The sequence below is a fragment of the Nocardioides sp. genome, assembly GCF_025965415.1.
Taxonomy (GTDB): domain Bacteria; phylum Actinomycetota; class Actinomycetes; order Propionibacteriales; family Nocardioidaceae; genus Nocardioides.
Genome location: NZ_JAOPWY010000132.1, coordinates 1 through 23,626 on the forward strand (window position 1 = coordinate 1; position 23,626 = coordinate 23,626).

General features: G+C 72.0%; 24 protein-coding genes and 2 pseudogenes. 14 read left to right on the top strand and 12 right to left on the bottom strand.

Translation table 11 applies throughout. The annotated features are described in order from the left end of the window. The 3 genes and pseudogenes from JWN97_RS13820 to JWN97_RS13830 form a co-directional block, all read left to right on the top strand. Positions 1–876 (top strand): annotated as a pseudogene (locus JWN97_RS13820) (DNA-directed RNA polymerase subunit beta'); the annotation flags it as partial. Positions 877–967: 91 nt separating this feature from the next. Further along, positions 968–2,227, top strand: a complete 1,260-nt coding sequence (locus JWN97_RS13825; RefSeq protein ID WP_297623532.1) for a geranylgeranyl reductase family protein — start codon at positions 968–970, stop codon at positions 2,225–2,227. Between the two features lie 37 nt (positions 2,228–2,264). Continuing rightward, positions 2,265–3,092, top strand: coding sequence for a lysophospholipid acyltransferase family protein (locus JWN97_RS13830; protein WP_297623534.1), 828 nt, complete (start codon positions 2,265–2,267; stop codon positions 3,090–3,092). Here JWN97_RS13830 and JWN97_RS13835 read toward each other — a convergent pair. After that, complete coding sequence (locus JWN97_RS13835) at positions 3,025–4,050, bottom strand: acyltransferase family protein (RefSeq protein WP_297623537.1); 1,026 nt, start codon at positions 4,048–4,050, stop codon at positions 3,025–3,027. The two genes, JWN97_RS13830 and JWN97_RS13835, sit on opposite strands and share 68 nt — an antisense overlap. A 31-nt stretch (positions 4,051–4,081) precedes the next feature. Here JWN97_RS13835 and JWN97_RS13840 point away from each other — a divergent pair, with 31 nt between their 5' ends. The 5 genes from JWN97_RS13840 (at position 4,082) to JWN97_RS13860 (ending at position 8,460) form a co-directional block, all read left to right on the top strand. Beyond that, the gene (locus JWN97_RS13840; protein ID WP_297623540.1) at positions 4,082–4,969 is read left to right on the top strand and encodes an NUDIX domain-containing protein; all 888 of its coding nucleotides are present in this window, start codon (positions 4,082–4,084) and stop codon (positions 4,967–4,969) included. Beyond that, complete coding sequence (locus tag JWN97_RS13845) at positions 4,966–6,255, top strand: hydroxyacid-oxoacid transhydrogenase (RefSeq protein ID WP_297623543.1); 1,290 nt, start codon at positions 4,966–4,968, stop codon at positions 6,253–6,255. The genes JWN97_RS13840 and JWN97_RS13845 overlap by 4 nt, the downstream gene beginning before the upstream one ends. 184 nt (positions 6,256–6,439) lie before the next feature. Beyond that, positions 6,440–6,763: a hypothetical protein gene (locus tag JWN97_RS13850; protein WP_297623546.1), complete on the top strand. Its 324-nt coding sequence runs from the start codon at positions 6,440–6,442 to the stop codon at positions 6,761–6,763. A 24-nt stretch (positions 6,764–6,787) separates the two neighbouring features. Beyond that, on the top strand, positions 6,788–7,090 hold the full coding sequence (locus JWN97_RS13855) for a hypothetical protein (protein WP_297623550.1): 303 nt from the start codon (positions 6,788–6,790) through the stop codon (positions 7,088–7,090). Between the two features lie 89 nt (positions 7,091–7,179). Further along, positions 7,180–8,460, top strand: coding sequence for an SAM-dependent methyltransferase (locus JWN97_RS13860; protein ID WP_297623553.1), 1,281 nt, complete (start codon positions 7,180–7,182; stop codon positions 8,458–8,460). Between the two features lie 17 nt (positions 8,461–8,477). Here JWN97_RS13860 and JWN97_RS13865 read toward each other — a convergent pair whose 3' ends face one another. Beyond that, complete coding sequence (locus JWN97_RS13865; protein ID WP_297623556.1) at positions 8,478–8,606, bottom strand: hypothetical protein; 129 nt, start codon at positions 8,604–8,606, stop codon at positions 8,478–8,480. After that, positions 8,603–10,000: an OFA family MFS transporter gene (locus JWN97_RS13870; protein ID WP_297623559.1), complete on the bottom strand. Its 1,398-nt coding sequence runs from the start codon at positions 9,998–10,000 to the stop codon at positions 8,603–8,605. Before JWN97_RS13870 ends, JWN97_RS13865 begins: the two co-directional genes overlap by 4 nt. Positions 10,001–10,138: 138 nt before the next feature. On the opposite strand from JWN97_RS13870, the gene JWN97_RS13875 reads away from it, so the two are divergent. Continuing rightward, a complete protein-coding gene (locus JWN97_RS13875) occupies positions 10,139–11,011 on the top strand; it encodes a hypothetical protein (RefSeq protein ID WP_297623562.1) in 873 nt (290 codons plus the stop codon). Here JWN97_RS13875 and JWN97_RS13880 read toward each other — a convergent pair. Further along, positions 11,008–11,697 carry an amino acid racemase gene (locus tag JWN97_RS13880; protein WP_297623565.1) on the bottom strand — a complete coding sequence of 230 codons (690 nt, stop codon included), beginning with the start codon at positions 11,695–11,697 and terminating at the stop codon, positions 11,008–11,010. The two genes, JWN97_RS13875 and JWN97_RS13880, sit on opposite strands and share 4 nt — an antisense overlap. Before the next feature lie 20 nt (positions 11,698–11,717). Further along, positions 11,718–12,482: an SDR family NAD(P)-dependent oxidoreductase gene (locus JWN97_RS13885; RefSeq protein WP_297623568.1), complete on the bottom strand. Its 765-nt coding sequence runs from the start codon at positions 12,480–12,482 to the stop codon at positions 11,718–11,720. Between the two features lie 41 nt (positions 12,483–12,523). On the opposite strand from JWN97_RS13885, the gene JWN97_RS13890 reads away from it, so the two are divergent. From JWN97_RS13890 to JWN97_RS13905, 4 genes are all read left to right on the top strand, one after another. Continuing rightward, positions 12,524–13,399 (top strand): ribonuclease HI family protein, encoded by an 876-nt coding sequence (locus JWN97_RS13890; protein WP_297623572.1) that lies wholly within the window; start codon positions 12,524–12,526, stop codon positions 13,397–13,399. 38 nt (positions 13,400–13,437) lie between these two features. After that, positions 13,438–13,809 carry a hypothetical protein gene (locus tag JWN97_RS13895; protein ID WP_297623576.1) on the top strand — a complete coding sequence of 124 codons (372 nt, stop codon included), beginning with the start codon at positions 13,438–13,440 and terminating at the stop codon, positions 13,807–13,809. A gap of 95 nt (positions 13,810–13,904) precedes the next feature. Then, positions 13,905–15,161: a D-inositol-3-phosphate glycosyltransferase gene (gene mshA, locus JWN97_RS13900; RefSeq protein ID WP_297623579.1), complete on the top strand. Its 1,257-nt coding sequence runs from the start codon at positions 13,905–13,907 to the stop codon at positions 15,159–15,161. Then, entirely contained in the window at positions 15,158–15,664 is a 507-nt protein-coding gene (locus tag JWN97_RS13905) for a YbjN domain-containing protein (protein WP_297623582.1), read from the top strand. The genes mshA and JWN97_RS13905 overlap by 4 nt, the downstream gene beginning before the upstream one ends. On the opposite strand, the gene JWN97_RS13910 is transcribed toward JWN97_RS13905, so the two are convergent. The 4 genes from JWN97_RS13910 to JWN97_RS13925 all read right to left on the bottom strand — a co-directional run bounded on the left by JWN97_RS13910 (position 15,661) and on the right by JWN97_RS13925 (position 20,767). Next, positions 15,661–16,569: a DMT family transporter gene (locus JWN97_RS13910; RefSeq protein ID WP_297623586.1), complete on the bottom strand. Its 909-nt coding sequence runs from the start codon at positions 16,567–16,569 to the stop codon at positions 15,661–15,663. The two genes, JWN97_RS13905 and JWN97_RS13910, sit on opposite strands and share 4 nt — an antisense overlap. A gap of 81 nt (positions 16,570–16,650) precedes the next feature. Beyond that, a complete protein-coding gene (locus tag JWN97_RS13915; protein WP_297623589.1) occupies positions 16,651–18,738 on the bottom strand; it encodes an ice-binding family protein in 2,088 nt (695 codons plus the stop codon). A 120-nt stretch (positions 18,739–18,858) separates the two neighbouring features. Further along, positions 18,859–19,536 (bottom strand): response regulator transcription factor, encoded by a 678-nt coding sequence (locus JWN97_RS13920; protein WP_297623592.1) that lies wholly within the window; start codon positions 19,534–19,536, stop codon positions 18,859–18,861. Between the two features lie 7 nt (positions 19,537–19,543). Further along, positions 19,544–20,767, bottom strand: a complete 1,224-nt coding sequence (locus tag JWN97_RS13925; protein WP_297623595.1) for an ATP-binding protein — start codon at positions 20,765–20,767, stop codon at positions 19,544–19,546. Positions 20,768–20,886: 119 nt separating this feature from the next. Here JWN97_RS13925 and phoU point away from each other — a divergent pair, with 119 nt between their 5' ends. Next, the gene (phoU, locus tag JWN97_RS13930) at positions 20,887–21,537 is read left to right on the top strand and encodes a phosphate signaling complex protein PhoU (RefSeq protein WP_297623598.1); all 651 of its coding nucleotides are present in this window, start codon (positions 20,887–20,889) and stop codon (positions 21,535–21,537) included. A 215-nt stretch (positions 21,538–21,752) separates the two neighbouring features. Here phoU and JWN97_RS13935 read toward each other — a convergent pair whose 3' ends face one another. From JWN97_RS13935 to JWN97_RS13945, 3 genes and pseudogenes are all read right to left on the bottom strand, one after another. Further along, entirely contained in the window at positions 21,753–22,496 is a 744-nt protein-coding gene (locus JWN97_RS13935; protein ID WP_297623601.1) for a phosphoglyceromutase, read from the bottom strand. 2 nt (positions 22,497–22,498) lie between these two features. Next, positions 22,499–23,020 carry a hypothetical protein gene (locus JWN97_RS13940; RefSeq protein WP_297623605.1) on the bottom strand — a complete coding sequence of 174 codons (522 nt, stop codon included), beginning with the start codon at positions 23,018–23,020 and terminating at the stop codon, positions 22,499–22,501. Between the two features lie 106 nt (positions 23,021–23,126). Then, positions 23,127–23,626: pseudogene (locus JWN97_RS13945) on the bottom strand (hypothetical protein); the annotation flags it as partial.

The window sequence follows — 23,626 nt, forward strand, 5'->3', positions numbered from 1 at the left end:
ACCTTCCACACCGGTGGTGTGGCCTCGGCCGACGACATCACGCAGGGTCTGCCCCGCGTGGTCGAGCTCTTCGAGGCCCGCTCGCCCAAGGGTCGTACGCCGATCTCGGAGTCCGCCGGTCGCGTGAAGATCGAGGAGACCGACAAGGCCCGCGTCGTCGTGGTCACCCCCGACGACGGCTCCGAGCCCCAGGAGATCCCGGTCTCCAAGCGCTCGCGCCTCAACGTCGAGGACGGCGACCACATCGAGGTGGGTCACCACATCACCTCCGGTACGCCCGACCCGCAGGACGTCCTGCGCATCCTCGGTGTCCGCAAGGCGCAGGAGCACCTCGTGGACGAGGTCCAGGAGGTCTACCGCTCGCAGGGTGTGTCGATCCACGACAAGCACATCGAGATCATCGTGCGGCAGATGCTGCGCCGCGTGACCGTCATCGAGTCCGGTGACACCAACCTGCTCCCGTCCGACCTGGTCGACCGGGTGCGGTTCGAGGAGGAGAACCGTCGCGTGGTCTCCGAGGGCGGCAAGCCGGCCTCGGGTCGCCCGGTGCTCATGGGCATCACCAAGGCCTCGCTCGCGACCGAGTCGTGGCTCTCGGCGGCCTCCTTCCAGGAGACCACCCGCGTGCTCACCGACGCCGCGATCAACGGCCGCTCCGACAGCCTGCGTGGCCTGAAGGAGAACGTGATCATCGGAAAGCTCATCCCGGCCGGCACCGGCCTGGAGCGCTACCGCAACATCCGGGTAGAGCCCACCGAGGAGGCGCGCGCCGCGGCCTACTCGGTCACCGGCTACGACTCCTACGACTACGACTTCGGTCCGTCGTCGCAGGCGGTCGCACTCGACGACTTCGACTTCGGTTCCTACCAGAACTGAGCGCAGTCACCACCGGGCCCCGGTCTCCCGTGAGGGATGCCGGGGCCCGGTGCATTTCTGTGGATGACCGCCCGCCTGCGAGGATTCGGGCGTGACCACCCCCACCTCGCGCCCCACCTCGCGCCCGACCTCGGCCGACGTCCTCGTCGTCGGCGCCGGTCCGGCCGGTTCGGCCGCGGCGGCCTGGGCCGCACGCGCCGGGCTCGACGTCGTGCTCGCCGACGCGGCGACCTTCCCCCGCGACAAGACCTGCGGTGACGGCCTCACCCCCCGGGCGATCGGGGAGATGCAGAAGCTCGGCCTCGAGGACTGGCTGCGTGCCCACACCGTCAACCACGGCCTGCGTGCGCACGGGTTCGGCCAGACGCTGCTGCTGCCGTGGCCCGGCGGCTCGCTGCCCGACTGGGGATCGGCGGTCGCCCGCACCGAGCTCGACGACCACCTCCGCACGGTGGCCCTGAAGAGCGGCGCCCGCGGCCTCGACGGCGCCCGCGCGGTCGGCGTACGACGCGAGGGCGAGCAGGTCGCTGCCGTGGAGTTCCGCGACGCCGACGGCTCCTACGAGATCTCCTGCCGGTGGCTCGTGGTGGCCGACGGGGTCCGCTCCCCGCTCGGCAAGCTGCTGGGCCGCGAGTGGCACCGCGACACGGTCTACGCCGTCGCCGGGCGGTCGTACGTCGACTCCGAGCAGTCGGACGACCCGTGGATCAGCTCGCACCTCGAGCTGCGCGACGAGCAGGGCGAGCTGGTCTCCGGCTACGGCTGGATCTTCCCCCTGGGCGATGGCACGGTGAACCTCGGGGCGGGCACGCTGGCCACCAGCAGCCGACCGGCCGAGGTGGCGATCAAGCCCCTGATGCAGACCTACGCCGACACCATCGGCACCCAGTTCGGGCTGTCCGGCGACCTCCGGATGCCGACCTCGGCGCTGCTGCCGATGGGCGGTGCGGTGAGCAACGTCTCCGGTCCCAACTGGGCGCTCATCGGCGACGCGGCCGCCTGCGTCAACCCGCTCAACGGCGAGGGCATCGACTACGGCCTGGAGACCGGCCGCTTCGTCGCCGAGCACATCGCCAGCGGCACCGGCCTCGGTGAGGCCTGGCGCTCGACGCTGGTGGAGCACTACGGCGAGTCGTTCTCCATCGCCCGCCGGCTCGCTGGCATCGCCACCCAGCCGAAGGTGGTCGCGGCCCTCGGCCCGGCCGGCATGCGCTCGGACTGGCTGATGACCCTGGCCCTGCGCTGGATGGGCAACCTGGTCGACGACGCGGACCGTGACCGGGCCGCTCGCGTGTGGCGCTGGGCCGGCCGACGCTCGATGGCCCGCGACGCCCGGCCGCCGTTCGCGTGACCCACATCCGCTGTCGCCCGCACGACGAACGACAGGCATGAGCGAGCTCGTCTACCGTGCCACCAACGTCCTGGGCAGGGCGGCGATCCGGCTCCTCGGCGTGGACACGAGGTGGACCGGGATCGAGCACCTCCCGGAGCGCGGCCCCGTGCTGCTGGCGGCCACCCACGTGAGCTACCCGGACTTCGTCCTGATCGAGCAGGCGGCGGTGACGCGGGGCCGCTTCGTGCGATTCATGTGCCGTCACGACGTCTGGCACGTCCCGGTCGTGCGGGCGGCGATGGACCGCATGCAGCACGTCCCGGTCGATCGCGAGGCCCCCGCGGGTGCGTACCTCAGGGCACGGCGCCTACTACGTGCCGGCGAGGCAGTGGGTTCGTTCCCCGAGGCGGGGATCAGCTACTCCTACACGGTGCGCTCCCTCATGCGCGGCGTGGCCAGCCTGGCCCGGGAGAGGGCCGTGCCGGTCGTGCCGGTGGCGATCTGGGGCTCCCAGCGCATCGCATCGGTGGGGCTGCCCGACGCGCGGGGCAGGCGGCCCCGGCCGGACCTCAGCCGCGGACGGCGGGTCGACATCTCCTTCGGCGCACCCCTCACGATCGGTCCGGGCGACGACCTCACGGCCTGGACCTGCCGGCTCGGGGCCGTGCTCACCGAGCAGCTCGAGGCGCTCCAGCGGCTGCCGCACCACGTCCCGCGGCCGGCTGAGCACGCCCCGTGGTATCCCGCGCACCTCGGCGGACACGCACCGACCCGCGCCGGTGCCGCGCACCTCGACGTGGTGCCGCGATCAGCCGTCAGGCCGACGTGGGGGCCGGTCGATGGGACCGCCGCTTCTTCTCCAGCCAGCCCAGCGGGTTGGTGAACGGCTCGAGCACGCGGCGTACGGGCGGGCTCGCCAGGACCAGCGTCAGCGCGATCCCGCCGAGGATCGTCAGCACGAGGCCGAGCCACGGGTGGGCGGCGGTGAAGTCGGGCCACCCGAGGGCCTTGACCGTCTTGATCACGAAGCCGTGGAAGAGGTAGACGACCATCGTCGCGGTGCCCATCGTGGTGAACCACCCGAGCGGGCGCCGGGGCACGAGCGACATCGCCGCGAAGGCACCCAGCAGGCCGACCATCATGATCGTCAGCCGGGTCTGGAAGACGATCTCGTTGTCGATCGGGATCTCGTTGTAGCCGGTGTCGTACCAGAGCAGCGCGGTCTCGGCCCACGTGTCGGTGTAGACGGCCATGATGCCGATGCCGACCAGCGTGGGCACCGCCGCGACGCGCACCCACACGTCGTCGAGGTGCTTGAGGTGGCGCGGCTCGAGGTGCAGGCCGAGCACGAAGAAGGGCAGCAGGCCCAGGAAGCGGGGGATCATCAGGGCGTCGGTGTCCCACAGGCCGCCGAGCAGGCTCACGACCACCGACAGCGGCAGGAAGAGCCAGTGCAGCTTGAGGATCGGGGTCACCAGCCGCCACATCAGCAGCACGATGAGGTACCACATCGTCCAGTGCGGCTCGAGCCAGAGCGGGCCGGTGACGTTCTCGTCGACCACGGTGCGACGGAAGTAGAACAGCGCCGGCTCGAAGAGCAGGTAGGGGATCGCCAGGGTGTAGACGAGGCTCTTCATCCGGCGGCGGTCCCACTCGAAGGACTTCGACAGGTAGCCGCTCACGAAGACGAACGCGGGGATGTGCCAGAGGTAGATGAAGTCGTAGACCCAGTGGCTGCCCTGGGTGGCCTCGACCAGGCCGATCGAGTGACCGATGACGACGAGGGTGACCAGGACCATCTTGACGTTGTCGAGCCACGGATCTCTGGACGGGGGAGCCACGGCGCACACGGTACTTCACTAGGTTGGGGCCATGGGATCCTTGCCGAGGCGCCAGCGCGTGGGGGCGTACGCCGTCATGCTCCGCGTGCACGACGAGCGCGTCGAGGTCCTGCTGAGCCGGCTCGCGCCGCGGGTCTCGCGCACGGAGCTGTGGACGCTTCCCGGCGGTGGGATCGACCATGGCGAGGATCCGCGGGCGGCCGTGATCCGCGAGATCCACGAGGAGACCGGGCTCCATGCCACGGTCGGTGAGACCGCCCACGTCTACAGCGCGCACCTCCCGCGCACCTCGCGTGACGGGCGCCTCGTCGACGCCCACGCCATCCGCATCGTCTACGACGGGTGGGTGCCCCCGGACGCCCCGACGCCCCGCGTGCTCGAGGTCGACGGCTCGACGAGCGAGGCCGCCTGGAAGCCGCTGGACGACGTGGTGTCGGGGCGCGTGCCGGTCGCGGGTCTGGTGACCGACGCGCTGGTGGACCACCTGCCCTTCCGGCTGCAGCGAGTGGCGGCGTACGCCGTGGTGCGGCGGGGCGACGACCTGTTGCTCACCCGGCTGTCCGAGCGCGCCGCCCACCCGGGACGGTGGACGCTGCCGGGCGGCGGGATCGACCACGGCGAGCATCCCGCGGTCGCGCTGGCGCGCGAGGTCGAGGAGGAGTGCGGCCTGCCGTGCGAGGTCACCGGCCTCCTCGGGGTCCACGACACCCACTTCTTCGGCAACGCCCCGTCGGGCCGGATCGAGGACTACCACGGCGTCCACCTGCTGTTCGGCGCCACGGTCGGGGACGGGGAGCCGCACGTGGTGGAGATCGACGGCACGACCGACGTCGCCGCCTGGGTGCCGATCGCCGACATCGAGTCCGACGCGATCGAGGTGCTCGACCTCGTCCGCCACGCCCTCGGGAGCCTCTCGTGAACGAGTCCGTCTTCACCTACGCCGCACCCGGCCTGAAGTTCGGCCGCGGCGCAAGCGACGAGATCGGCTGGGACGTCCGGCAGCTCGTGGCGACCACCGGTGGCTCGGCCCGCCGGGTCCTGCTCGTGACCGACCCCGGCGTCGCCGCGACCGGTCACCCCGGACGGATCGCCGCGGCCATGGGGTCCCACGGTCTGGACGTCACCGTGTTCGCGGGCGCGCGGGTGGAGCCGACGGACGCGTCGATGGAGGAGGCGATCGCCTTCGCGCGCGAGGCCGGCCCGTTCGACGCCGTGGTCGCGGTCGGTGGCGGCTCCGCGATCGACACGGCGAAGGCCGTCAACCTGCTGCTGACCAACGCGGGCTCGCTGATGGACTACGTCAACGCCCCCGTCGGCGGGGGCCGGCCGCCCGAGCAGCCGCTGCTGCCGCTCGTGGCCGTGCCCACCACGACCGGCACGGGTGCGGAGTCGACGACCATCTGTGTCCTCGACGTGCTCGCCCTCAAGGTCAAGACCGGCATCTCCCACGCCCGGCTGCGACCCACCCTCGCGGTCGTCGACCCCGACCTCACGATGACGCAGCCCGCGATGGTGACCGCCTCGTGCGGGATGGACATCCTCTGCCACGCCCTCGAGAGCTGGACCGCGCGCTGGTTCGCCGACTTCGACGCCAAGCAGCCCGAGCAGCGTGTGCCCTACTGCGGGGCGAACCCGATCGCCGACCTGTGGTCGGAGAAGGCCATGTCCCTCCTGGCCGGTGCGTTCCGCCGCGCGGTGCGCGACGGCTCCGACACCGAGGCGCGCGAGGAGATGGCCCTGGCCGCGACGTTCGCCGGGCTCGGCTTCGGCAACGCGGGCGTCCACGTCCCGCACGCCTGTGCCTACCCGATCGCCGGCCGCGTCCGGGACTACCGGCCCGCCGGCTACCCCGACAACGCACCGATCGTGCCGCACGGCATGGCCGTGGTGATGACGGCGCCCGCCGCCTTCGCCCTGACCTTCGAGGCGTCCCCCGAGCGGCACCTCCGGGCGGCCGAGCTGTTGGGCGGCCCGTCGGCGGCGGGCTCCTCGGGCGGGGCGGACACCCTGCCCACGGTGCTGCGCGGTCTGATGCGTGACGTCGGCCTCCCGAGCGGGCTGGCGGAGCTGGGCTACGGCTCGGCCGACGTCGACGACCTCGTCGACGGAGCGCTCAAGCAGCAGCGCCTGCTCGCGACCGCTCCCATCGACGTGACGGCCGACGACCTGGCCACCGTGTTCGCGGGGTCGCTCGAGCACTGGTGACCGCGCGACGGTGGGGTGTGCTCCTGGGACTTCTTGTTCGCCCACAGGTGTTCGTGAGCGCCCGGGGACCACTTCCGTACAGCTGGGGCGGAACAAGAACTGCCCGGAGAAGCGCGGCCGGTGGCGCGCAGGAGGCCTGTGGAGGACGGCCCGTGGACGCGGCGCCGCCCCTACGGTCGAGCCCATGGAGCTGTGGACCGAGAGGCAGGCAACGGCACACCTGATGGTCCCGGGGGTGCGGCGTGACGCGGCCCGCAGCGCTCTGAAGGCGGGCGTGGCGGGCCGGCCACTGCAGGTCCGCAACGCGCTGCTCTACGACGCCGAGGCGGTGCGGGCCGTGCTCGGCAGGATGGAGGCTCCCTGCGAGATCCAGGTGCGCACGGGACGACCGATCTTCGTCGCGCGCGTGGCTCCGCGCATGCCCGACCCCGACAATCCATGGCGCAGCTGGCGAGGAGCGGACGTCCTCGCGCCCCGACCAGAGCAGCTGGCGGCGGTACGCAGCTAGTGGCACCTCGGTTTCCGCCTCGAGGTGTTGCTGGGTGCTGTCGGTCGGCGCAAGGGCGTCCCGTTCGTCGCCACCTGCGGCGGGATCGTGGTGCTCGGCGCCGAGATCCTCGACATCGACGAGAGCCTGGACGACGCCGGAGGTGCACTCAGCGACGTACGCCGGTCTGCCTCGCTCGCGGGACCCCGCTACACGCGTCGTGCCCGCGCCTTCGTCCTGGGCGATCCCGGGCGGTGGTTCGACGACCAGGCAGGCCGTCGCTTCATGACAGGTGCGGGCGGCCCCTTCCGCCTCCTCCACGGAAGGAACCAGGACCTGGCGACCTAGGATGAGGACATGAACCCCCGTCACCGCCGACTCGTCATCCCGGTGGCGCTGGGGGCCCTGATCCTCCTCGTCGTCCTCGCCGCGGTCCTGTGAGCACGGACGAGCCCCTGCGCGAGGAGTGGTCGCGGCTCAGGTCGGCGGTCCTCGACACCGACCAGCTGGTGCGGGCGCTCGCCAGCGGCCGCCGCAAGGGGCAGCCGGTTCCCGTCGTCGAGGGCCGCGAGGTGCAGCGCCTCGAGATCCGCGTCGTCGACCTCAAAGCCGGACGCCACCTGCAGGTCGTGTCGTACGACGCGACGCAGGCGCACACCACCAACCACGCCCTCGGGGAGCCCGCCCGCTCCGCCGTGGACGTGCTGCTCGCGCAGCCGTTCGCCAGCTGGCACGTCGACACCGCCACCGAGACCCACCAGCTCCGGGTGACGAAGAAGGGGGTGCCGATGCTGCACACCTCCGCTCGCGCCGAGCCGGTCGAGGTGTCCCGTGCGCACGACCGGGCCAAGGACCGCCTGCTCGCCGAGGACGACCCGGTCCTCGTGGCGCTGGGGATCAGCGACGCCCACGGCAGGGTGAAGCCGACGAGGCAGGCGAAGTACCGCCAGGTCGAGGAGTTCGTGCGCCTGCTCGACGCCAGCCTCACCGAGGCGATGGCCCAGGGCCAGGTGCGCACGCCCACCACCGACGACCCGCTGCGCATCGTCGACCTCGGGTGCGGCAACGCCTACCTCACCTTCGCCGCGCACCGCTTCCTCACCGCCCCCGTGGAGCACGGCGGACGCGCACTCCCGGTGCGCATGACCGGGGTCGACGTGAAGCAGCAGTCGGCCGACCACAACGCGCAGGTCGCGGCCGGACTGGGCATCGACGCGGACTTCGCCGTCGGCTCCATCGCCGAGGCCCGTCTCGCGCAGGCGCCCGACGTGGTCCTGGCCCTGCACGCCTGCGACACCGCCACCGACGACGCCCTCGCCCGCGCGCTGGAGTGGGAGGCCTCCCTCGTCCTCGCGGCACCGTGCTGCCACCACGACATCGCGGCCCAGCTGCGCACCGGCGAGGCGCCCGAGCCCTACGCCATGCTGACCCGCTACGGCATCCTGCGCGAGCGATTCGCCGACACCCTCACCGACGCGTTGCGCGCGTCGCTGCTGAGGCGCGAGGGCTACCGCGTCGACGTCGTGGAGTTCGTCGAGAGCGCGCACACACCGCGCAACACGCTGCTGCGGGCCGTCCGGGTCCGCGGTGGTTCCGCGTCCCACCGTCCGTCGAGCGAGGCCGAGGTCGCCGCGACCCGGGAGTACGACGAGCTGCTGGCCGCGTGGGGCGTCCGGCCCCGGCTGGGCGCGCTGCTCGACGCCGGCCTCAGCCGGTGACCCTCAGCCGGTGATCCTCAGCCGGTGAAGAGGGCCGAGGCCTTCACCAGGGTCTGCCACAGCCCGTAGGCCAGTGGCACCCCCACCAGCAGCCAGGCGAGCGTGACGAGGATGGGGCTGGTGGGAGTGGCGTCGTCGGTGCTCATCGCGTGGCCTCCTGGTGGCGGTCGGAGCTGCGCTCCTCGTGGGCGGTGCGGGCGTCCTGGTCGAAGTGCGTCTCGGCGACCGGCTTGATGAGCAGGTTGGCCACGAACCCGACGGCGAGGACACCGACCATGGTCAGCAGGGCCGGGCGGTAGTCGGCGGCGACCAGGTTGCCCGGCTCCCCGACGCTGTCGAGGATGCCGTTGACGATGAGGGGCCCGGCCACGCCGGCCGCGGCCCAGGCGGTCAGCAGCCGGCCGTGGATGGCGCCGACCTCCAGGGTCCCGAAGAGGTCCTTGAGGTAGGCCGGGACGGTGGCGAAGCCACCTCCGTAGTAGGAGATGATCACGGCCGCCAGCGCCACGAAGACGACGGGGGAGACGTCGCCGACCAGGGCGAGCAGCAGGTAGAGCACCAGCCCGACGCCGAGGTAGATGACGTACGTCGGCTTGCGGCCGATCCGGTCGGAGAGGCTGGACCAGACGAACCGGCCGAGCATGTTGGCGAGGGAGAGGACCCCGACGAAGCCGCCGGCCGCTGCCGCGGTGACCGTGCTGCTGCCGCCCTCACGGAAGAAGTCCTGGATCATCGGCGCCGCCTGCTCGAGGATCCCGATGCCGGCGGTGACGTTGCAGAAGAGCACCACCCACAGGAACCAGAACTGGCGCGTGCGGATCGCCGAGGACGCCCGCACCAGCGCGCCGTTGGTGCCCGGCGAGTGCACCGCCGTGTTGTCGTCACCGTGGCCAGGGGGCACGCGGACGAGCGCTGCACCCACGAGCATGAAGAGTGTGTAGATCACGCCGAGCGTGAGGAACGTCTGTGCCAGCGCCGAGCCGGAGGCGACCGCTCCGGGCTCGGTGGCCACGAAGTCGGAGTCGTAGAAGCTCATCAGGCGGTTGGACAGGGGCGAGGCGATCAGCGCGCCACCGCCGAAGCCCATGATCGCCATGCCCGTGGCGAGCCCCGGCCGGTCGGGGAACCACTTGATCAGCGTCGACACCGGCGAGATGTAGCCGATCCCCAGGCCGATGCCGCCGATGACGCCGTACCCGAGGTAGAGCAGCCACAGCTGACCGCTCGCGATGCCCGCCGAGCCGACGACGAAGCCGGTGCCCCAGCACAGCGCGGAGGCCAGCATGGCCTTGCGCGGGCCCGAGCGCTCCACCCACGTGCCCAGCACGGCGGCCGACAGGCCGAGCATCACGATCGCGATCGAGAACACCCAGCCGATCGCCGTGAGGCTCGTGTCGAACGAGGCGACCAGTGAGTTCTTGAAGACCGAGAACGCGTAGACCTGGCCGATGGAGAGGTGGACCGCGAGCGCGGCCGGGGGGATCAGCCACCGGCTGAAACCGGGACTCGCGACGATCGCCTGCTTGTCGAGGACCGACATGGTCATCCTTTCCCGAGTCTGACCCTGCCACGTTACGGAGAGGTGGTTGAGGTGTCACCTACCCCTACGGGGGTTACGGCGAGCGGTCGGCGGCGCACAACGAGCGGTCGCCCGGGCCCACCCGGATACGGTGGCGACGTGGTGGACGGACGACGGCTCGCGATCGGCGCCTGCGTGGCACTGCCCTTCCTCCTCGGTGCCGCGGCGGGCGCTCCGGGCCCTGCCGAGCCCGCCTTCCGCTTCACCGATCCCGACGTCGTCGAGTCGAGCGGGCTGGTCGTCGTCGACCCGGACCTCGTCGTCACCACCAACGACTCGGGCGACTCGGGCCGGGTGTTCAGCGTCGACCCGGGCACGGGCGGCACGGTGGGCGTCACGTCCTGGACGCCGCCCCCGGTCGACGTCGAGGCACTCGCCCCCGCCGGGCCGGGCCGCGTCTGGGTCGGTGACATCGGCGACAACCAGCACGTGCGGAGGTCCGTCGAGGTCCTGCGGGTGCCGGTCGGGCCCGGCCGCACGACGGCCTCGCCCGAGGCGTACGAGCTCGCCTACCCCGACGGTGCCCGCGACGCCGAGGCGCTGGTCAGGCACCCGCTCACCGGACAGCTCTTCGTGATCACCAAGGACGTCTTCGCCGGCGCCGTCTACGCCGCTCCGGTGCGGCTGCGCACGGACCGCGTCAACCGCCTCGTCGAGGTGGGTGAGGCGCCGGGGATCGTCACCGACGCCACCTTCCTGCCCGGTGGCGGCGGGGTGGTCATGCGCACCTACTCCCACGCCCACCTGGCGGCCTTCCCGTCGTGGGAGCCCGTCGCGTCGTGGGAGCTGCCGCAGCAGGAGCAGGGCGAGGGGATCGCGCTGTCCGGGCGCGACCTGCTCGTCAGCAGCGAGGGCGTGCGGGCGCCGGTGCTGAGGGCCCCGCTGCCTGCCGCCGCCGGCGCGACCGACCTGCGCTCGCCGGCCTGGACGGCCCTGCGCTGGCTCGCCACCGCGAGCGGCGTGCCCCTCTAGGCCAGTGCCGCGTCCAGCGCGGCCTGCACGTGCAGGGTGGTGCACGGGAAGACGGGGAGCTCGACGTCGGCCTGCTTGACCAGGAGCTCGAGCTCGGTGCACCCCAGCAGCACGCCACCGGCTCCCGCGTCCCACAGCTCCTCGATGATCGACACGACGCGGCTGCGGGTGCGGGGGAGCACGACCCCGTGCACCAGCTCCTCGTAGATCGCGTCGTTGAGGAAGTCGTGGTGGCCGGCGTCGGGGATGACGACGTTGAGGCCGTGGCTCCCGAGGCGGTCGACGAAGAAGGACTCCGACATCGCGACCTTGGTGCCGATCAGCCCGACGGTCTCCACGCCGGCAGCCTGGACCGCGGCCGCGACCACGTCGGCGAGGTGCAGCACCGGGATGTCGACCGCCTCCTCGACCTGGTCGGCCACCTTGTGGAAGGTCGTGGTGCACAGCAGCAGGAAGTCGGCGCCCGCGCGCTCGACGGCGCGCGCCGCGTCGGCCAGCAGCGTGCCCACCTGGTCCCAGCGCTCGTCGTCCTCGAGGTGGGTGACCTCGGCGAAGTCGACGGTCGTCAGGGCCAGCTTGGGCGACGACAGGCCGCCCAGCCGCTCCCGCATCCCGAGGTTGAGGTCGCGGTAGTAGACCGCGCTGCTCTCCCAGCTCATGCCGCCGACGAGTCCGATGGTCTTCACGCGCGGAAGTCTGCCACCTCCTACGTGCGGTGCACCTTGTGTGCCGCTGCTTGGGCGCGGGGCTTGATCACGAGCTCGTCGATGTCGACGTGGGAGGGCCGGGTGGCGACCCACGCGATCGCGTCGGCGACGTCCTCGGCGACCAGCGGCTGGTCCACGCCGGCGTACACCGCGTCCGCCTTCTCCCGGTCGCCGCCGAAGCGGACCAGGGAGAACTCGTCGGTGCGGACCATCCCCGGCGCGACCTCGGTGATGCGGATCGGCTCGCCGTTGAGCTCCAGCCTCAGGGTCTCGGTGACCACCTTCACCGCGTGCTTGGCCGCCGTGTAGCCGGCGCCGCCCTCGTAGGCCCACCGGCCCGCGGTCGAGCCGACGTTGACGATCACGCCGTCGCCACTGGCCCGCAGCGCCGGCAGGAGGGCCTGGGTGATGCGCACGAGCCCCAGGACGTTGACGTCGTACATCCAGCGCCAGTCGTCGAGGTCGGCGTCCTCGACCCGGTCGACCCCGACCGCCCCGCCGGCGTTGTTGACCAGCACGTGGCAGGTCGGCACGGCCGCGGCGAGGGCCGCCACCGACTCGGGGTCGTGGATGTCGCACGTGACGGCCTGCCCGTCGATCTCCGCGGCCAGCTCCTCGATCCGGTCGGTGCGCCGGGCGGCGCACACGACGCGGAAGCCCTGCGCAGCGAGTGCGCGGGCGGTGGCGGCGCCGATGCCGCTGGAGGCGCCGGTGACGACGGCGGTGCGGGTCTGGGCGATGTCCTGGGTCCGGTCCTGGGTCATGCACCCATCCTGCCAAGATCCTCTGCTGAGAAGATGCCGGGGTGATCATCGCGGCGGCTGACGGTTCGGCACTCGGCAACCCCGGTCCGGCGGGGTGGGCGTGGTACGTCGACGACGGCTGCTGGGCGTCCGGCGGGTGGCCGCACGGCACCAACAACATGGGCGAGCTGATGGCCGTCCTCGACCTCCTCCAGCAGACCGCGCACCTCGACGAGGAGCTGCACGTCTTCTGCGACAGCAAGTACGTCATCGACTCGATCACCAAGTGGATGAAGAACTGGAAGCGCAAGGGCTGGAAGAAGAGCGACGGCAAGCCGGTCATGAACGTCGAGCTGATGAAGGCGCTCGACGAGGCCATGCAGGGCCGCCGGGTGGTGTTCGAGTGGGTCAAGGGCCACGCCGGGCACCCGCTCAACGAGGCGGCCGACGCGCGGGCGAACGCCGCCGCCTCGGCCTACCAGCGTGGCGCCACCGCCGACCCCGGCCCCGGGTTCGTCGGCAGCAGCACGTCCCACCCCGCCGCCGCGGTCGGCCAGGTCGAGGCCGAGCCCGACCTGTTCAGCGACCTCGAGGACGTGGCGCCGACCGACGAGGAGCACGTCGTCGCGATGGAGCGGGCGCTGCTCACCGACGAGCTGCGCTCGGACCGCGCCGCTGTCGCCGCGCTGCTGCACCCCGACTGGCAGGAGGTCGGTCGCTCGGGTCGCCTCTGGACCCGTGACGACATCCTCGACGCGATCGGCCCGATCGAGCACGTGGACCTCGAGGTGGTCTCGGCGGACCGCATCGGGGCGGACGCGATCCTGCTGCTGTGGCGGGCCACCGGGGACGGTCGCTCGACGCTGCGCAGCTCGCTGTGGGTGCGCGCGGGTCGCGGCTGGCAGCAGCGGTTCCACCAGGGCACCGACGAAGGGTGAGCTTCGATCCGGTCGGTGTGGCGTGGCACACTGCCGAGATGCCCCCCGCGAAGATCTCCGCCTCCGCGGCACTCCTCGGCGGCGTGCTGTGGATCCTCCACGCGCTGCTCGGTGGAGGCAGCGACCCGTTCCTCGGCACCCTCCACCTCCTCGGCCTGGGGTGCGTGCTCGTCGCCGCCGCGGTCTTCGGCAGCAGCCTGGTCAAGAGCGACGCCGTCGGCATGCGGGTCGTGGTCGGACTGGCGTCCGGCCTGCTGGCCCTCTCGCTGATCGAGGCCTTCCGGATGTCCGACACACCCTGGTACGACGGCTTCCGGGGGATCGTGGCCGCCGTCATCGGCGCCACGTCGCTGCTGCGCGGTCGCGGGCGGTCCCCCGGTCGCCCCACCGCGGGAGCGCACTCCCGCTGACCCACCACCCCTCGCGCGCTCGCGGGAATCTGGCGACGCCCGACGGAGTTGTGCCGGAGGTGCCGTGTTCCGGGCACCCTGATGAAGGAGACAGCGTGGGCGAGCGGGTGGCCATGATCAGCCTGCACACCTCACCCCTGGACCAGCCGGGCACGGGTGACGCGGGCGGAATGAACGTCTACGTCATCGAGCTGTCCAAGAGGTTGGCGGCCAAGGGGATCGCGGTCGACGTCTTCACCCGCGCCACGTCCTCGGCGCTGCCGCAGGTCGTCGAGGCGGCCGACGGGGTGCTCGTGCGCCACATCGCCGCCGGCCCCTTCGAGGGCCTCACCAAGGGCGAGCTGCCCGGCCAGCTGTGCACCTTCGCCCGCGAGGTGCTCCGCGCCGAGGCGATCCAGCCGCTCGGCCACTACGACGCCGTCCACTCGCACTACTGGCTCTCCGGGCAGGTCGGCGCCCTCGCGCGCGACCGCTGGAACGTGCCGCTGGTGCACTCCATGCACACGATGGCCAAGGTCAAGAACCTCGCGCTCGCCGCGGGCGACACCCCCGAGCCCCTCTCGCGCGTCATCGGCGAGGAGCAGGTCGTCGAGGCCGCCGACCTCCTCGTGGCCAACACCGACACCGAGGCGCAGCAGCTCGTCGACCTCTACGACGCCAGCCCCGACGCCGTCGAGGTGATCCACCCGGGGGTGGACCTGTCCGTCTTCACCCCGCGCGGGCGTGAGGCGGCCCGGCGCGAGCTCGGCCTCCCCGCGGACGCGATCGTGCTGATGTTCGCCGGCCGGATCCAGCCGCTCAAGGCGCCCGACGTGCTGCTCCGCGCGGTCGGGGTGCTCCTCGAGCAGGACCCGTCGTTGCGCCAGCGCCTCGTCGTACCCGTCGTCGGTGGTCCCTCCGGCTCCGGCCTCGAGCACCCCACGGCGCTGGCCGACCTCGCCGCCGACCTCGGCATCACCGACGTGGTGCGGTTCGTGCCGCCGGTGACGCAGCGCGAGCTGTCCGTCTGGTCGTCCGCGGCGACCGCCGTCGCCGTGCCGTCCTACAACGAGTCCTTCGGCCTGGTGGCCGTCGAGGCCCAGGCGACCGGCACGCCGGTCGTCGCGGCCGCGGTCGGCGGGCTGACCACCGTCGTGCGCGACGGCGTGAGCGGCCTGCTGGTCGACACCCACGAGGCGCGCGACTGGGCGGCCAGCCTGCGTCGCCTGATCGACGACCCTGCTCTGGTGGAGCGCCTCGGCCGCGGTGCCGTCGTCCACGCCCAGGAGTTCTCCTGGGAGCACACCGCCGATCGCACGCTCGCCGCCTACGAGCGGGCCAGCGGCCGGATGCGTGCTGAGATGGCCTCATGAGCGAGGCCTCCCGAGCAGTCGAGACGATCCGTGCGCACCTCGTGGACAACGAGATCGAGCACCAGGAGACCGTCCGCGACTCGAGCGAAGGAGCGAGCTTCTCGCTGACCCTGCCGGGGGAGAAGAAGCTCCAGACCCCGGTGCGCCTCGACGTCAGCCCCCACGCCCTCGGCGTCCACGCCTTCGTGTGCCGCAACCCCGACGAGAACCACGCGCGTGTCTACCGCTGGCTGCTCGAGCGCAACCTGCGGATGTACGCCGTCTCCTTCGCCGTCGACCACTCCGGCGACATCTACCTCGAGGCCCGGCTGCCGCTGTCGGCGGTCAGCGACGACGAGCTCGACCGGATCCTCGGCTCCGTGCTCGCCAACGCCGACGAGTCCTTCAACGCCATCCTCGAGCTCGGCTTCGCCTCCTCGATCCGCAAGGAGTGGGAGTGGCGGATCTCGCGCGGGGAGTCCACCCGCAACCTCGAGGCCTTCCGCGGCTGGCTCGAGAGCTAGACCCGCGGCCTGCGTCGCGTCATCAGGACGCCGACGATCGCGAGCGCGCCGCCGACGAACGACAGCGACGGCGGGACCTCGTTGATCGTGAGCCAGGCGACCAGCGTGGCGATGCCCGGCACCAGGAACGTCGTCAGGGACAGTGCCCCGGCGTCGGTGTGGGTGAGGGCGTAGGCCCAGGTGGTGAAGGCGACCGCCGTGGGAAACACGCCCAGGTAGAGGATCCACCACAGCCCCGCGCCGCCGTCGGTGACGAGCGCCGGCAGGTCCGAGGCGAACGGCAGGCAGATGACGGCGCCCAGCAGGAACGACACGAACACGACCTGCACCGACGGGAGCCGCCGCAGCAGCACCTTCTGGGTGAGCACGCCGACGGCGTACATGGCCGCGGCCACCAGCACGAGCACGACCCCGACCAGGCTCGCTCCCGCGTCGGACGTGGAGCCGCGGGCGATCACCGCGACGCCGGCGAACCCGACGACCATGCCGGCGAGCAGCCAGGTGTGCATCCGCTCACCGAAGAGCGGCACCGCCAGCAAGGCGACGATGACCGGCCCGATCTGGATGATCATGGCGGCGGTGCCGGCGTCGACGTGCCGCTCGCCGGCGTTGAGCGCGAGGTTGTAGATGCCGAACCAGCCGACGCCACCGAGCGAGAGCAGCGCCCACTCACGGCGGGTGGGGGGCACCCAGCCGCGCCGCAGGACCAGCGGCAGCACGACCAGGGCGGCCACCAGCAGGCGGCCGGCACCCAGCGCGCCCGGGCTGATGTCGTCGGCGACGTGGCGGATCACGACGAAGGCGGACGCCCACATCACGAGCGTCACCCCGCCGGCCACGACGGGCAGCCAGGTCGGCGGTGTGGTGCTGGTCGGAGCCGTCGGCTCGGTCGTCGTCGTCGTCACGAGTCAAGGCTACGGACGGTCATGACGCCTCGCCAGCGGATTACGGACACGGAGCCTCGGCTTCCTGCCGCGGACCGGGGGCTACCTGGTCACCTTGATCCGCGCAGAGACCGCGTCGTGCTGCCCGGGTGCCTGGGTCGACACGGTCCGGAGCGTCATCGTCGTCGTGCTTCCGGTCCTCGCCCGTGGGCGCCGCACGACCTTCACGGTCAAGGTGGTCGAACCGCCGGCCGCGAGGGTCGCTGTCCGGTAGCTGCCGTCGAGGACCGAGGCGGTGACGTCCTTGCCGCCCGAGACGTAGGTCAGCGTGAAGGCCTTGCTCGACCTGGTCCCTGCGAGACGCAGCGTGTCGGCCGTGTCGCCCCGGTTGGTCACCCGGACCTGCAGCGTCGCCTTCCTGGTGCGACCGCGCAGCCTGGCTGTCACCCGCTGGCCGGCGACGGTGTAGACCCCGGCGCCGACGAAGCGACCCGCCGCTGCCCGGATCTCCGCGTCCGGACGGAACGTCGGGCGCGGGGGTTGGGGCCCGGTCGGACTCGGCGGGGACTGGGTCCCGGTCGGGCTCGGCGTGGGGGTCGGGCTCGGCGTGGGGGTCGGTGTGGGTGTGGGGGATGAGCCGTCGGTGGACGGCCCGACCTGCAGGGTCTGGTGGGCCGTGCCGGTGTTCAGTGCCGCATCGGTGAGGGAGGCCACCACGGCGTAGGTTCCGGGGGAGAGGTCCTGGGCGCTGACACCCCAGGCGCCACCGGGCTGCACCGTGGCGGTGAGGGACTGCCCGCCGAGGTCGACGTTCACGACGGTGCCGGCCCGCTCGGCGGTCGTGCCGTAGATCCACGGGGAGGTGTCGGGCGTGGAGGAGTCCGGGCCTCCGTCGATGGACAGGACGGGCACCGTGAGGTCGACCGTCAGGACCTGGCTCGCCGAGCCGGTGTTGCCGGCGGCGTCGTCGACGGATGCCAGCACGAGGTGGGCGCTCTCGGCCAGGTCGGTGGGCTGCACGGTCCAGGCGCCAGCGTCGGCGACCGTCGTCAGGTGCTGGTCGCCGACGGTGACCCTGACCGTCGGGGTCCCCGACTCGGTCACCGTGCCCGAGATGCTCGGAGAGGTGTCGGACGTGGCCGCGCTGGGGCCGCCGATGACGGTGACGCCCGGCTCCTCGGTGTCCACGGTCAGCACCTGGGAGTCGGAGCCGGTGTTGCCGGACGGGTCGGTGACCGTGACGACGAGGTCGTGGGGGCCTTCGTCCAGGCCGTCGGTGCTGCGCGTCCAGGTGCCTCCGCTGGCCCGCGTGGTGAGCACCTGCGACCCGACGGTGAGATGGACCAAGGGGGTCCCCGGTTCGTCGGTGGTGCCGGAGACGGCCGGCGTCGTATCGTTGGTCGAGCGCGTGGCGCCGCCGTGGAAGGCCACGACCGGTGCGACCAGGTCGTCGATGGGCTGGGTGATGGGACTGTTGGCCATGGCCATGGTGCTCCCGGTGAGGGCCCGGCCCTTGAGCGAGGCGCCGTCCCCGAACGAGATCACCCCGCCGCCGAGGATCGTGCCGACCCACTTGGCGTTGGCGCCCAGTGACGTGGCGCCGACGACCTGCCAGTAGACGTTGTTGGCCAGGGCCCCGTTGGTCAGGACGACCTTGGTCGAGGCCGCCGAACTGAGGGCTGCACCGACCTGGAAGACGAAGATCGCGTTGGGGTCACCGGCTGCGTCCAGCGTGATGGTGCCGGTGTTGGTGACTGCTGCCGCGGTCGAGTAGAGGCCCGGGGTGAAGGTCGTCCCGGCCAGGTCGCCCCCGAAGGCGGTGCCGCCGGTCTGGGCCACCACGGAGTCGTAGGCCGCCTGCCGGTCCTCGTGGGCGGTCTCGACCTCCGGCGTCGCGATGCGTGTCTGGCCGGTCACGGTCCCGGGCGGGAAGCCTGCCAGGGTGCCGGTGACACCGAGGTCGAGCGCCAGGACGGTCGCGGCGCCGGTGTTGGCGATGCTGGGTCCTGCCAGCGCGGAGAAGCCCGCGGCGGTCCCGAGGTCGACGCTGCTCGCCGCCTGGGGCGAGGCTGCTGCCGCAGCCGTCGAGGCCGCGAGCGGGCCGAGGAGCAGGAACGCCACGGCGGCTGCTGCCGCCCGGCCCCTCGCGGTGCGGGAGTGGATCGGACGGGTGGGTCGGCGTGGACTCATGGGTGAGCGCCTTAGGTCGGGGCACTCTCGCCGTCCGCCGGGATCCGGACCAGGACGTTGATCAACAGTTGCCGTCCTGTTGACCGTAGCGGTCTAAGACGATCGCCGCAGGCGAATGCCTCAGAGGTCGAGCTTGTAGCCGAGTCCCCGCACGGTGACGAGGTACTTCGGCTCGCCCGGGTCGGGCTCGAGCTTGGCGCGCAACCGCTTCACGTGGACGTCGAGGGTCTTGGTGTCGCCGACGTAGTCGGAGCCCCACACCCGGTCGATCAGCTGTCCACGGGTGAGCACGCGGCCCGGGTTGCGCAAGAACATCTCGAGCAGCTCGAACTCCTTGAGCGGCAGCCGCTGCTCGGTGCCGCTGACGGTCACGACGTGGCGCTCGACGTCCATGCGCACCGGACCCGCCTCGAGCGTGTCGGGCATCAGCTCGGGCTCCTGGCCGCGCCGCAGCACGGCGCGGATGCGGGCGACCAGCTCGCGCGGGGAGTAGGGCTTGGTGACGTAGTCGTCGGCGCCGAGCTCGAGCCCGACGACCTTGTCGACCTCGTCGTCCTTGGCGCTCACCATGATCACCGGGACCGACGACGTCTGCCGGATCTGGCGGCACACCTCGGTGCCCGGCACGCCGGGCAGCATCAGGTCGAGGAGCACGATATCGGGGCCGAACCGGTCGAACTCGGTGAGCGCGGTGTGGCCGTCGGCGGCGATCGCCACCTCGTAGCCCTCCTTGCGGAGCATGTAGGCGAGCGCGTCGCTGTAGCTCTCCTCGTCCTCGACGACGAGTACCCGGGTCATGGGTTGCTCACCTGCGTACCTCCTGCTGCGTTCGGGTGGATGAGGGGGCCGGGGGCTGCTCGGGGGCGACGACCTCCACCGGGGTCGTGGTGCGACCCGATCCCTGCCCAGGCTCGGAGTTGCGGGGGAGCGTCAACGTGAACGTCGAGCCCTGGCCCTGCACCGACCACACGGCGATGTCGCCTCCGTGGGTCGCCGCGACGTGCTTGACGATCGCGAGGCCGAGACCGGTGCCGCCGGTCGAGCGGTGCCGCGCGGGATCGACACGGTAGAAGCGCTCGAAGATGCGGTCGATGTCCTCGGCCGGGATCCCGATGCCCTGGTCGACGACCGAGATCTGCACCTCGTCGCCCTCGGAACGGGTCGTCACCACGACCCGCGAGCCCCGGCCGGAGTAGGCGACGGCGTTGGCGACCAGGTTGCTGACCGCGGCGCCGATCTGCTCCTGGGACCCGAAGACCTCGAGGCCGTGCTCGCCCCTGGACTCGACGGTGATGTCCTTGGCGGCCGCCTCCATGGCGCTGGTGTCGACGGCGGTCGCGACGGCCGCGTCGAGGTCGACCATCACCGGTTTCTCGAGCGGGTCGTGGCCCTGGAGCCGCGAGAGCTCGATGATCTGCTGCACGAGCTTGGTGAGCCGGTCGCTCTCGGTGAGCATCCGCCCGGCGAAGCGCTGGACGGCCTCGGGGTCGTCGGAGGCGTCGGTGACCGCCTCCGCGAGCAGGCGGATCGCGCCCACGGGCGTCTTGAGCTCGTGGCTGACGTTGGCGACGAAGTCGCGGCGCACCGCCTCGACCCGCTTCTCGCGGGTGCGGTCCTCGACCAGGGCCAGCACCAGCCGGGCGCCGAGGGGCGCGACGCGGGCGGTCAGCGTGCGGACGGCACCTCCGTCGACCGCCGCCAGGTCGAGCTCGCTCTCGCGGATCTGCCCGTCCCGGCGCACCTGCGCGACGAGGTCCAGCAGCTCCGGGACCACGACGGTGTTGCCGCGCACCAGCCCGAAGGCGTACGCCGGTGCCGAGGCCTTGAGCACGTGGTCGGACTCGTCGACGACGATCGCGCTGGAGCGCAGGATGGCGAGCACGCCGGCGACGCCGGCCTGGACGGCGGGTTCCTCGACGGTGGGGGGCATGTGGCGCTGGCGGTCGCTGATGTGCCACGCGAGCACTGCGCCGCCCGCCATGATCGCCCCGACGATCGCGGCCAGACCAGCCTGCGTCGTCGGATCCACGCTCACATCGTACGCGTGGGGATGGGTGGTCCGGCCGCGGCGGACGCCCGGCGCCGAGTGTTCACGCCCCGTTCATCGAGCGCCGACGTCTGTTCGTCTGGGGTCCCTAGAGTGCCCACATGCGTGAGGCTTTCCATGACCAGCTCGACGGCATCTTCGCCGACCTCTCCGAGATCTGCGGACAGGTCGAGATCGCCGTGCGCGAGGCCACCAAGGCGTTGATGACCGGCGACGTCCACACCGCCGACCAGGTCATCAGCGGCGACAAGGCGATCGACGCCGCCCGGGAGCGGGTGGACGACACCGCCTTCGCACTGCTGTCGCTGCAGCAGCCGGTCGCCGGCGACCTGCGGATGATCGTCTCGGCGCTGCGCATGGTGAGCGAGCTGGAGCGGATGGGAGACCTCTCGGTGCACGTCGCCAAGATCGCCCGCCTGCGCGTGCCGTCCGTCGCGGTGCCGGAGGAGCTGCGCCCCGTCATGGAGCGGATGGCCGAGACGGCCGAGGACATGGTGCGGCGCGTGCGCAGCGTCATCGTGGACCGCGACGTCGACGCCGCCATCGAGCTCGGTCGCGACGACGAGATCATGGACCAGCTGCGCCGGCGCAGCTTCACCGAGCTGCTCTCGACCGACTGGACCCACGGAGTGGAGGCCGCGGTCGACATCGCCCTGCTGGGTCGCTACTACGAGCGCATCGCCGACCACGCCGTGTCGGTCGCCAACCGCGTGGTCTTCGTGGTCACCGGCGAGCAGCCGCACCGCGACTGAGGCGGGGTCTCGGGCCCTGCCTCGGGCGGTGATCCACCCACCATCCGTTCGGCTTGAAGGTGGCTGGAGCACCGCTCACGGGAGTGTCGTACGCCGACGCGCGCTCAGCGGTGGTGGAGCCACGTCCGGGCGCGCGAGAACGTGGCTGGAGCACCGCCCGGAGCGGGCTCGTGCCGCGACTGGTCCGCGCTACCTGCCGGATTTCGACGCGCTGCTCAGCGACCCTGGTTGGCCACTGCGGCAGCGGCCGCTGCGGCGGCCTCGGGGTCGAGGTAGGTGCCGCCCGTGACGGTGGGCCGCATGTCCTCGTCGAGCTCGTAGACCAGCGGCATCCCCGTGGGGATGTTGAGGGCCGCGATGTCCTCGTCGGAGATGCCGTCGAGGTGCTTGACCAGGGCCCGCAGGCTGTTGCCGTGGGCGGCCACCAGCACCGTCTTGCCGCTCTGCAGGTCGGGCACGATCTCAGCCTCCCAGTAGGGGAGGAAGCGGGCGATGACGTCCTTGAGGCACTCCGTGCGCGGGAGGTCCTCGCCGAGGTCGGCGTAGCGCGGGTCGCCGGCCTGCGAGAACTCGTCGGCGTCGTCGAGCGGCGGCGGAGGGACGTCGAAGGAGCGGCGCCAGAGCATGAACTGCTCCTCGCCGTACTCCTCGAGCGTCTGCTTCTTGTCCTTGCCCTGGAGCGCGCCGTAGTGGCGCTCGTTGAGCCGCCAGGAGCGCTTCACGGGGATCCAGTGCCGGTCGGCGGCGTCGAGCGAGAGCGCCGCGGTGTTGATCGCGCGGCGCTGCAGGGAGGTGTGGACGATGTCGGGCAGCACGCCCGCCTCGCGCAGCAGCTCGCCGCCGCGCACCGCCTCGGCCCGCCCCTTGTCGGTCAGGGCCACGTCGACCCAGCCGGTGAAGAGGTTCTTGGCGTTCCACTCGCTCTCACCGTGGCGGAGCAGGATGAGGGTGTACGTCATGGCTACTCCGTGGGAGACGCGGACGGGCTGCCCGACGGGGTGCCCGACGGAGTGGACGTGTCGAGGCCGTCGTAGATGCCCTCGTCGAGGACGACGGGGACCTTCATCACGACCCTCTCGCCGTCGCCGAAGCTCAGGGTGACCGGGACGAACTCCCCGGCCTTGAAGTCGCCGGAGACGGGCACGCCGCCCTTGTCGGCGAGGTTGACCAGCCCGCCCGGGGGGATCGTGATCGCCGAGAAGTCACCGACCTGGATCGTGTTGCCCTCGGCGCCCGCGAGCGAGTCGACGGTGGCCTCGTGCTCCTGGTCGTTGTTCGAGAGCGAGGCGATGAAGGTGCCGGAGCCGTCCTGCTTCGACACGATCACGGCGCCGAGCACGTCCACCTTGGCGTCGCGGTTGTTGACCCCGGCGGCCGGTGTGTAGTCCCGGTCGGTCGCGTAGTTGAAGCCACACGCCGTCAGCGCGGGGGTGGCGAGCAGCAGCGCGCCCAGGGCGAGTGCGGTGGAGCGTCGGAGGTGCATCTTCAGCCTTCGCAGGTCGTCGGCGGGCGCCCGGTCAGGAGCGGTGCCGGTACGGCGGTGTGCGGAGCACAGGAGTCGGTGGACAGCCTAGCGGTCGCCCCGGAGGTCACTGGGAGAGTCCGACGGCGTTCCCGGCGACGAGCAGGCCGACGATCACGAGGCCGGTGTAGACACAGGCCAGGACGAGCAGCTTGGCGGCCCCGATCCGCAGCGCGATCCGCAGCGGGAGGTGCCGCTGGCCGTCCTCGTTGTCGGCCACCAGGCCCGGCAGCGCGACCAGCACGTGCACCCCGATGCCCAGGAGCGCGGCGAGCACGGTGATCGCGATCTCCGGTGGGTCGCCGTGCGCGTCGCCGCCCCACCCGCCGTACGACAGGAACGCGGGGTAGAGAGCGAAGGAGACGGCCCACGGCACCCAGGAGAGCAGCCCCGTGCGCAGGACGACGTTGCCCATCAGTCCCGCCACCAGCGACAGGAGGTAGGCGCTGCCGGCGGTGACGCCGTTGGCGACCGAGAGCGTTACGACGAGCAGCACGCCGCAGATCAGTGCGAACCACACGGTGCCGGGATCGAGGCGGTCCTGGGCGACCGGCTTGCCGGCGGCGT

Excerpts from the sequence above, each read along its gene's own strand:
- JWN97_RS13920 (WP_297623592.1), bottom strand. The coding sequence starts at position 19,536 with ATGACCCGGGTACTCGTCGTCGAGGACGAGGAGAGCTACAGCGACGCG.
- JWN97_RS13915 (WP_297623589.1), bottom strand. The coding sequence starts at position 18,738 with ATGAGTCCACGCCGACCCACCCGTCCGATCCACTCCCGCACCGCGAGG.
- JWN97_RS13935 (WP_297623601.1), bottom strand. The coding sequence starts at position 22,496 with ATGACGTACACCCTCATCCTGCTCCGCCACGGTGAGAGCGAGTGGAAC.
- JWN97_RS13870 (WP_297623559.1), bottom strand. The coding sequence starts at position 10,000 with ATGTCGGTCCTCGACAAGCAGGCGATCGTCGCGAGTCCCGGTTTCAGC.
- JWN97_RS13885 (WP_297623568.1), bottom strand. The coding sequence starts at position 12,482 with ATGACCCAGGACCGGACCCAGGACATCGCCCAGACCCGCACCGCCGTC.
- JWN97_RS13905 (WP_297623582.1), top strand. The coding sequence starts at position 15,158 with ATGAGCGAGGCCTCCCGAGCAGTCGAGACGATCCGTGCGCACCTCGTG.
- JWN97_RS13895 (WP_297623576.1), top strand. The coding sequence starts at position 13,438 with ATGCCCCCCGCGAAGATCTCCGCCTCCGCGGCACTCCTCGGCGGCGTG.
- phoU (WP_297623598.1), top strand. The coding sequence starts at position 20,887 with ATGCGTGAGGCTTTCCATGACCAGCTCGACGGCATCTTCGCCGACCTC.
- JWN97_RS13830 (WP_297623534.1), top strand. The coding sequence starts at position 2,265 with ATGAGCGAGCTCGTCTACCGTGCCACCAACGTCCTGGGCAGGGCGGCG.
- JWN97_RS13865 (WP_297623556.1), bottom strand. The coding sequence starts at position 8,606 with ATGAGCACCGACGACGCCACTCCCACCAGCCCCATCCTCGTCACGCTC.
- JWN97_RS13940 (WP_297623605.1), bottom strand. The coding sequence starts at position 23,020 with ATGCACCTCCGACGCTCCACCGCACTCGCCCTGGGCGCGCTGCTGCTC.
- JWN97_RS13850 (WP_297623546.1), top strand. The coding sequence starts at position 6,440 with ATGGAGCTGTGGACCGAGAGGCAGGCAACGGCACACCTGATGGTCCCG.
- JWN97_RS13840 (WP_297623540.1), top strand. The coding sequence starts at position 4,082 with ATGGGATCCTTGCCGAGGCGCCAGCGCGTGGGGGCGTACGCCGTCATG.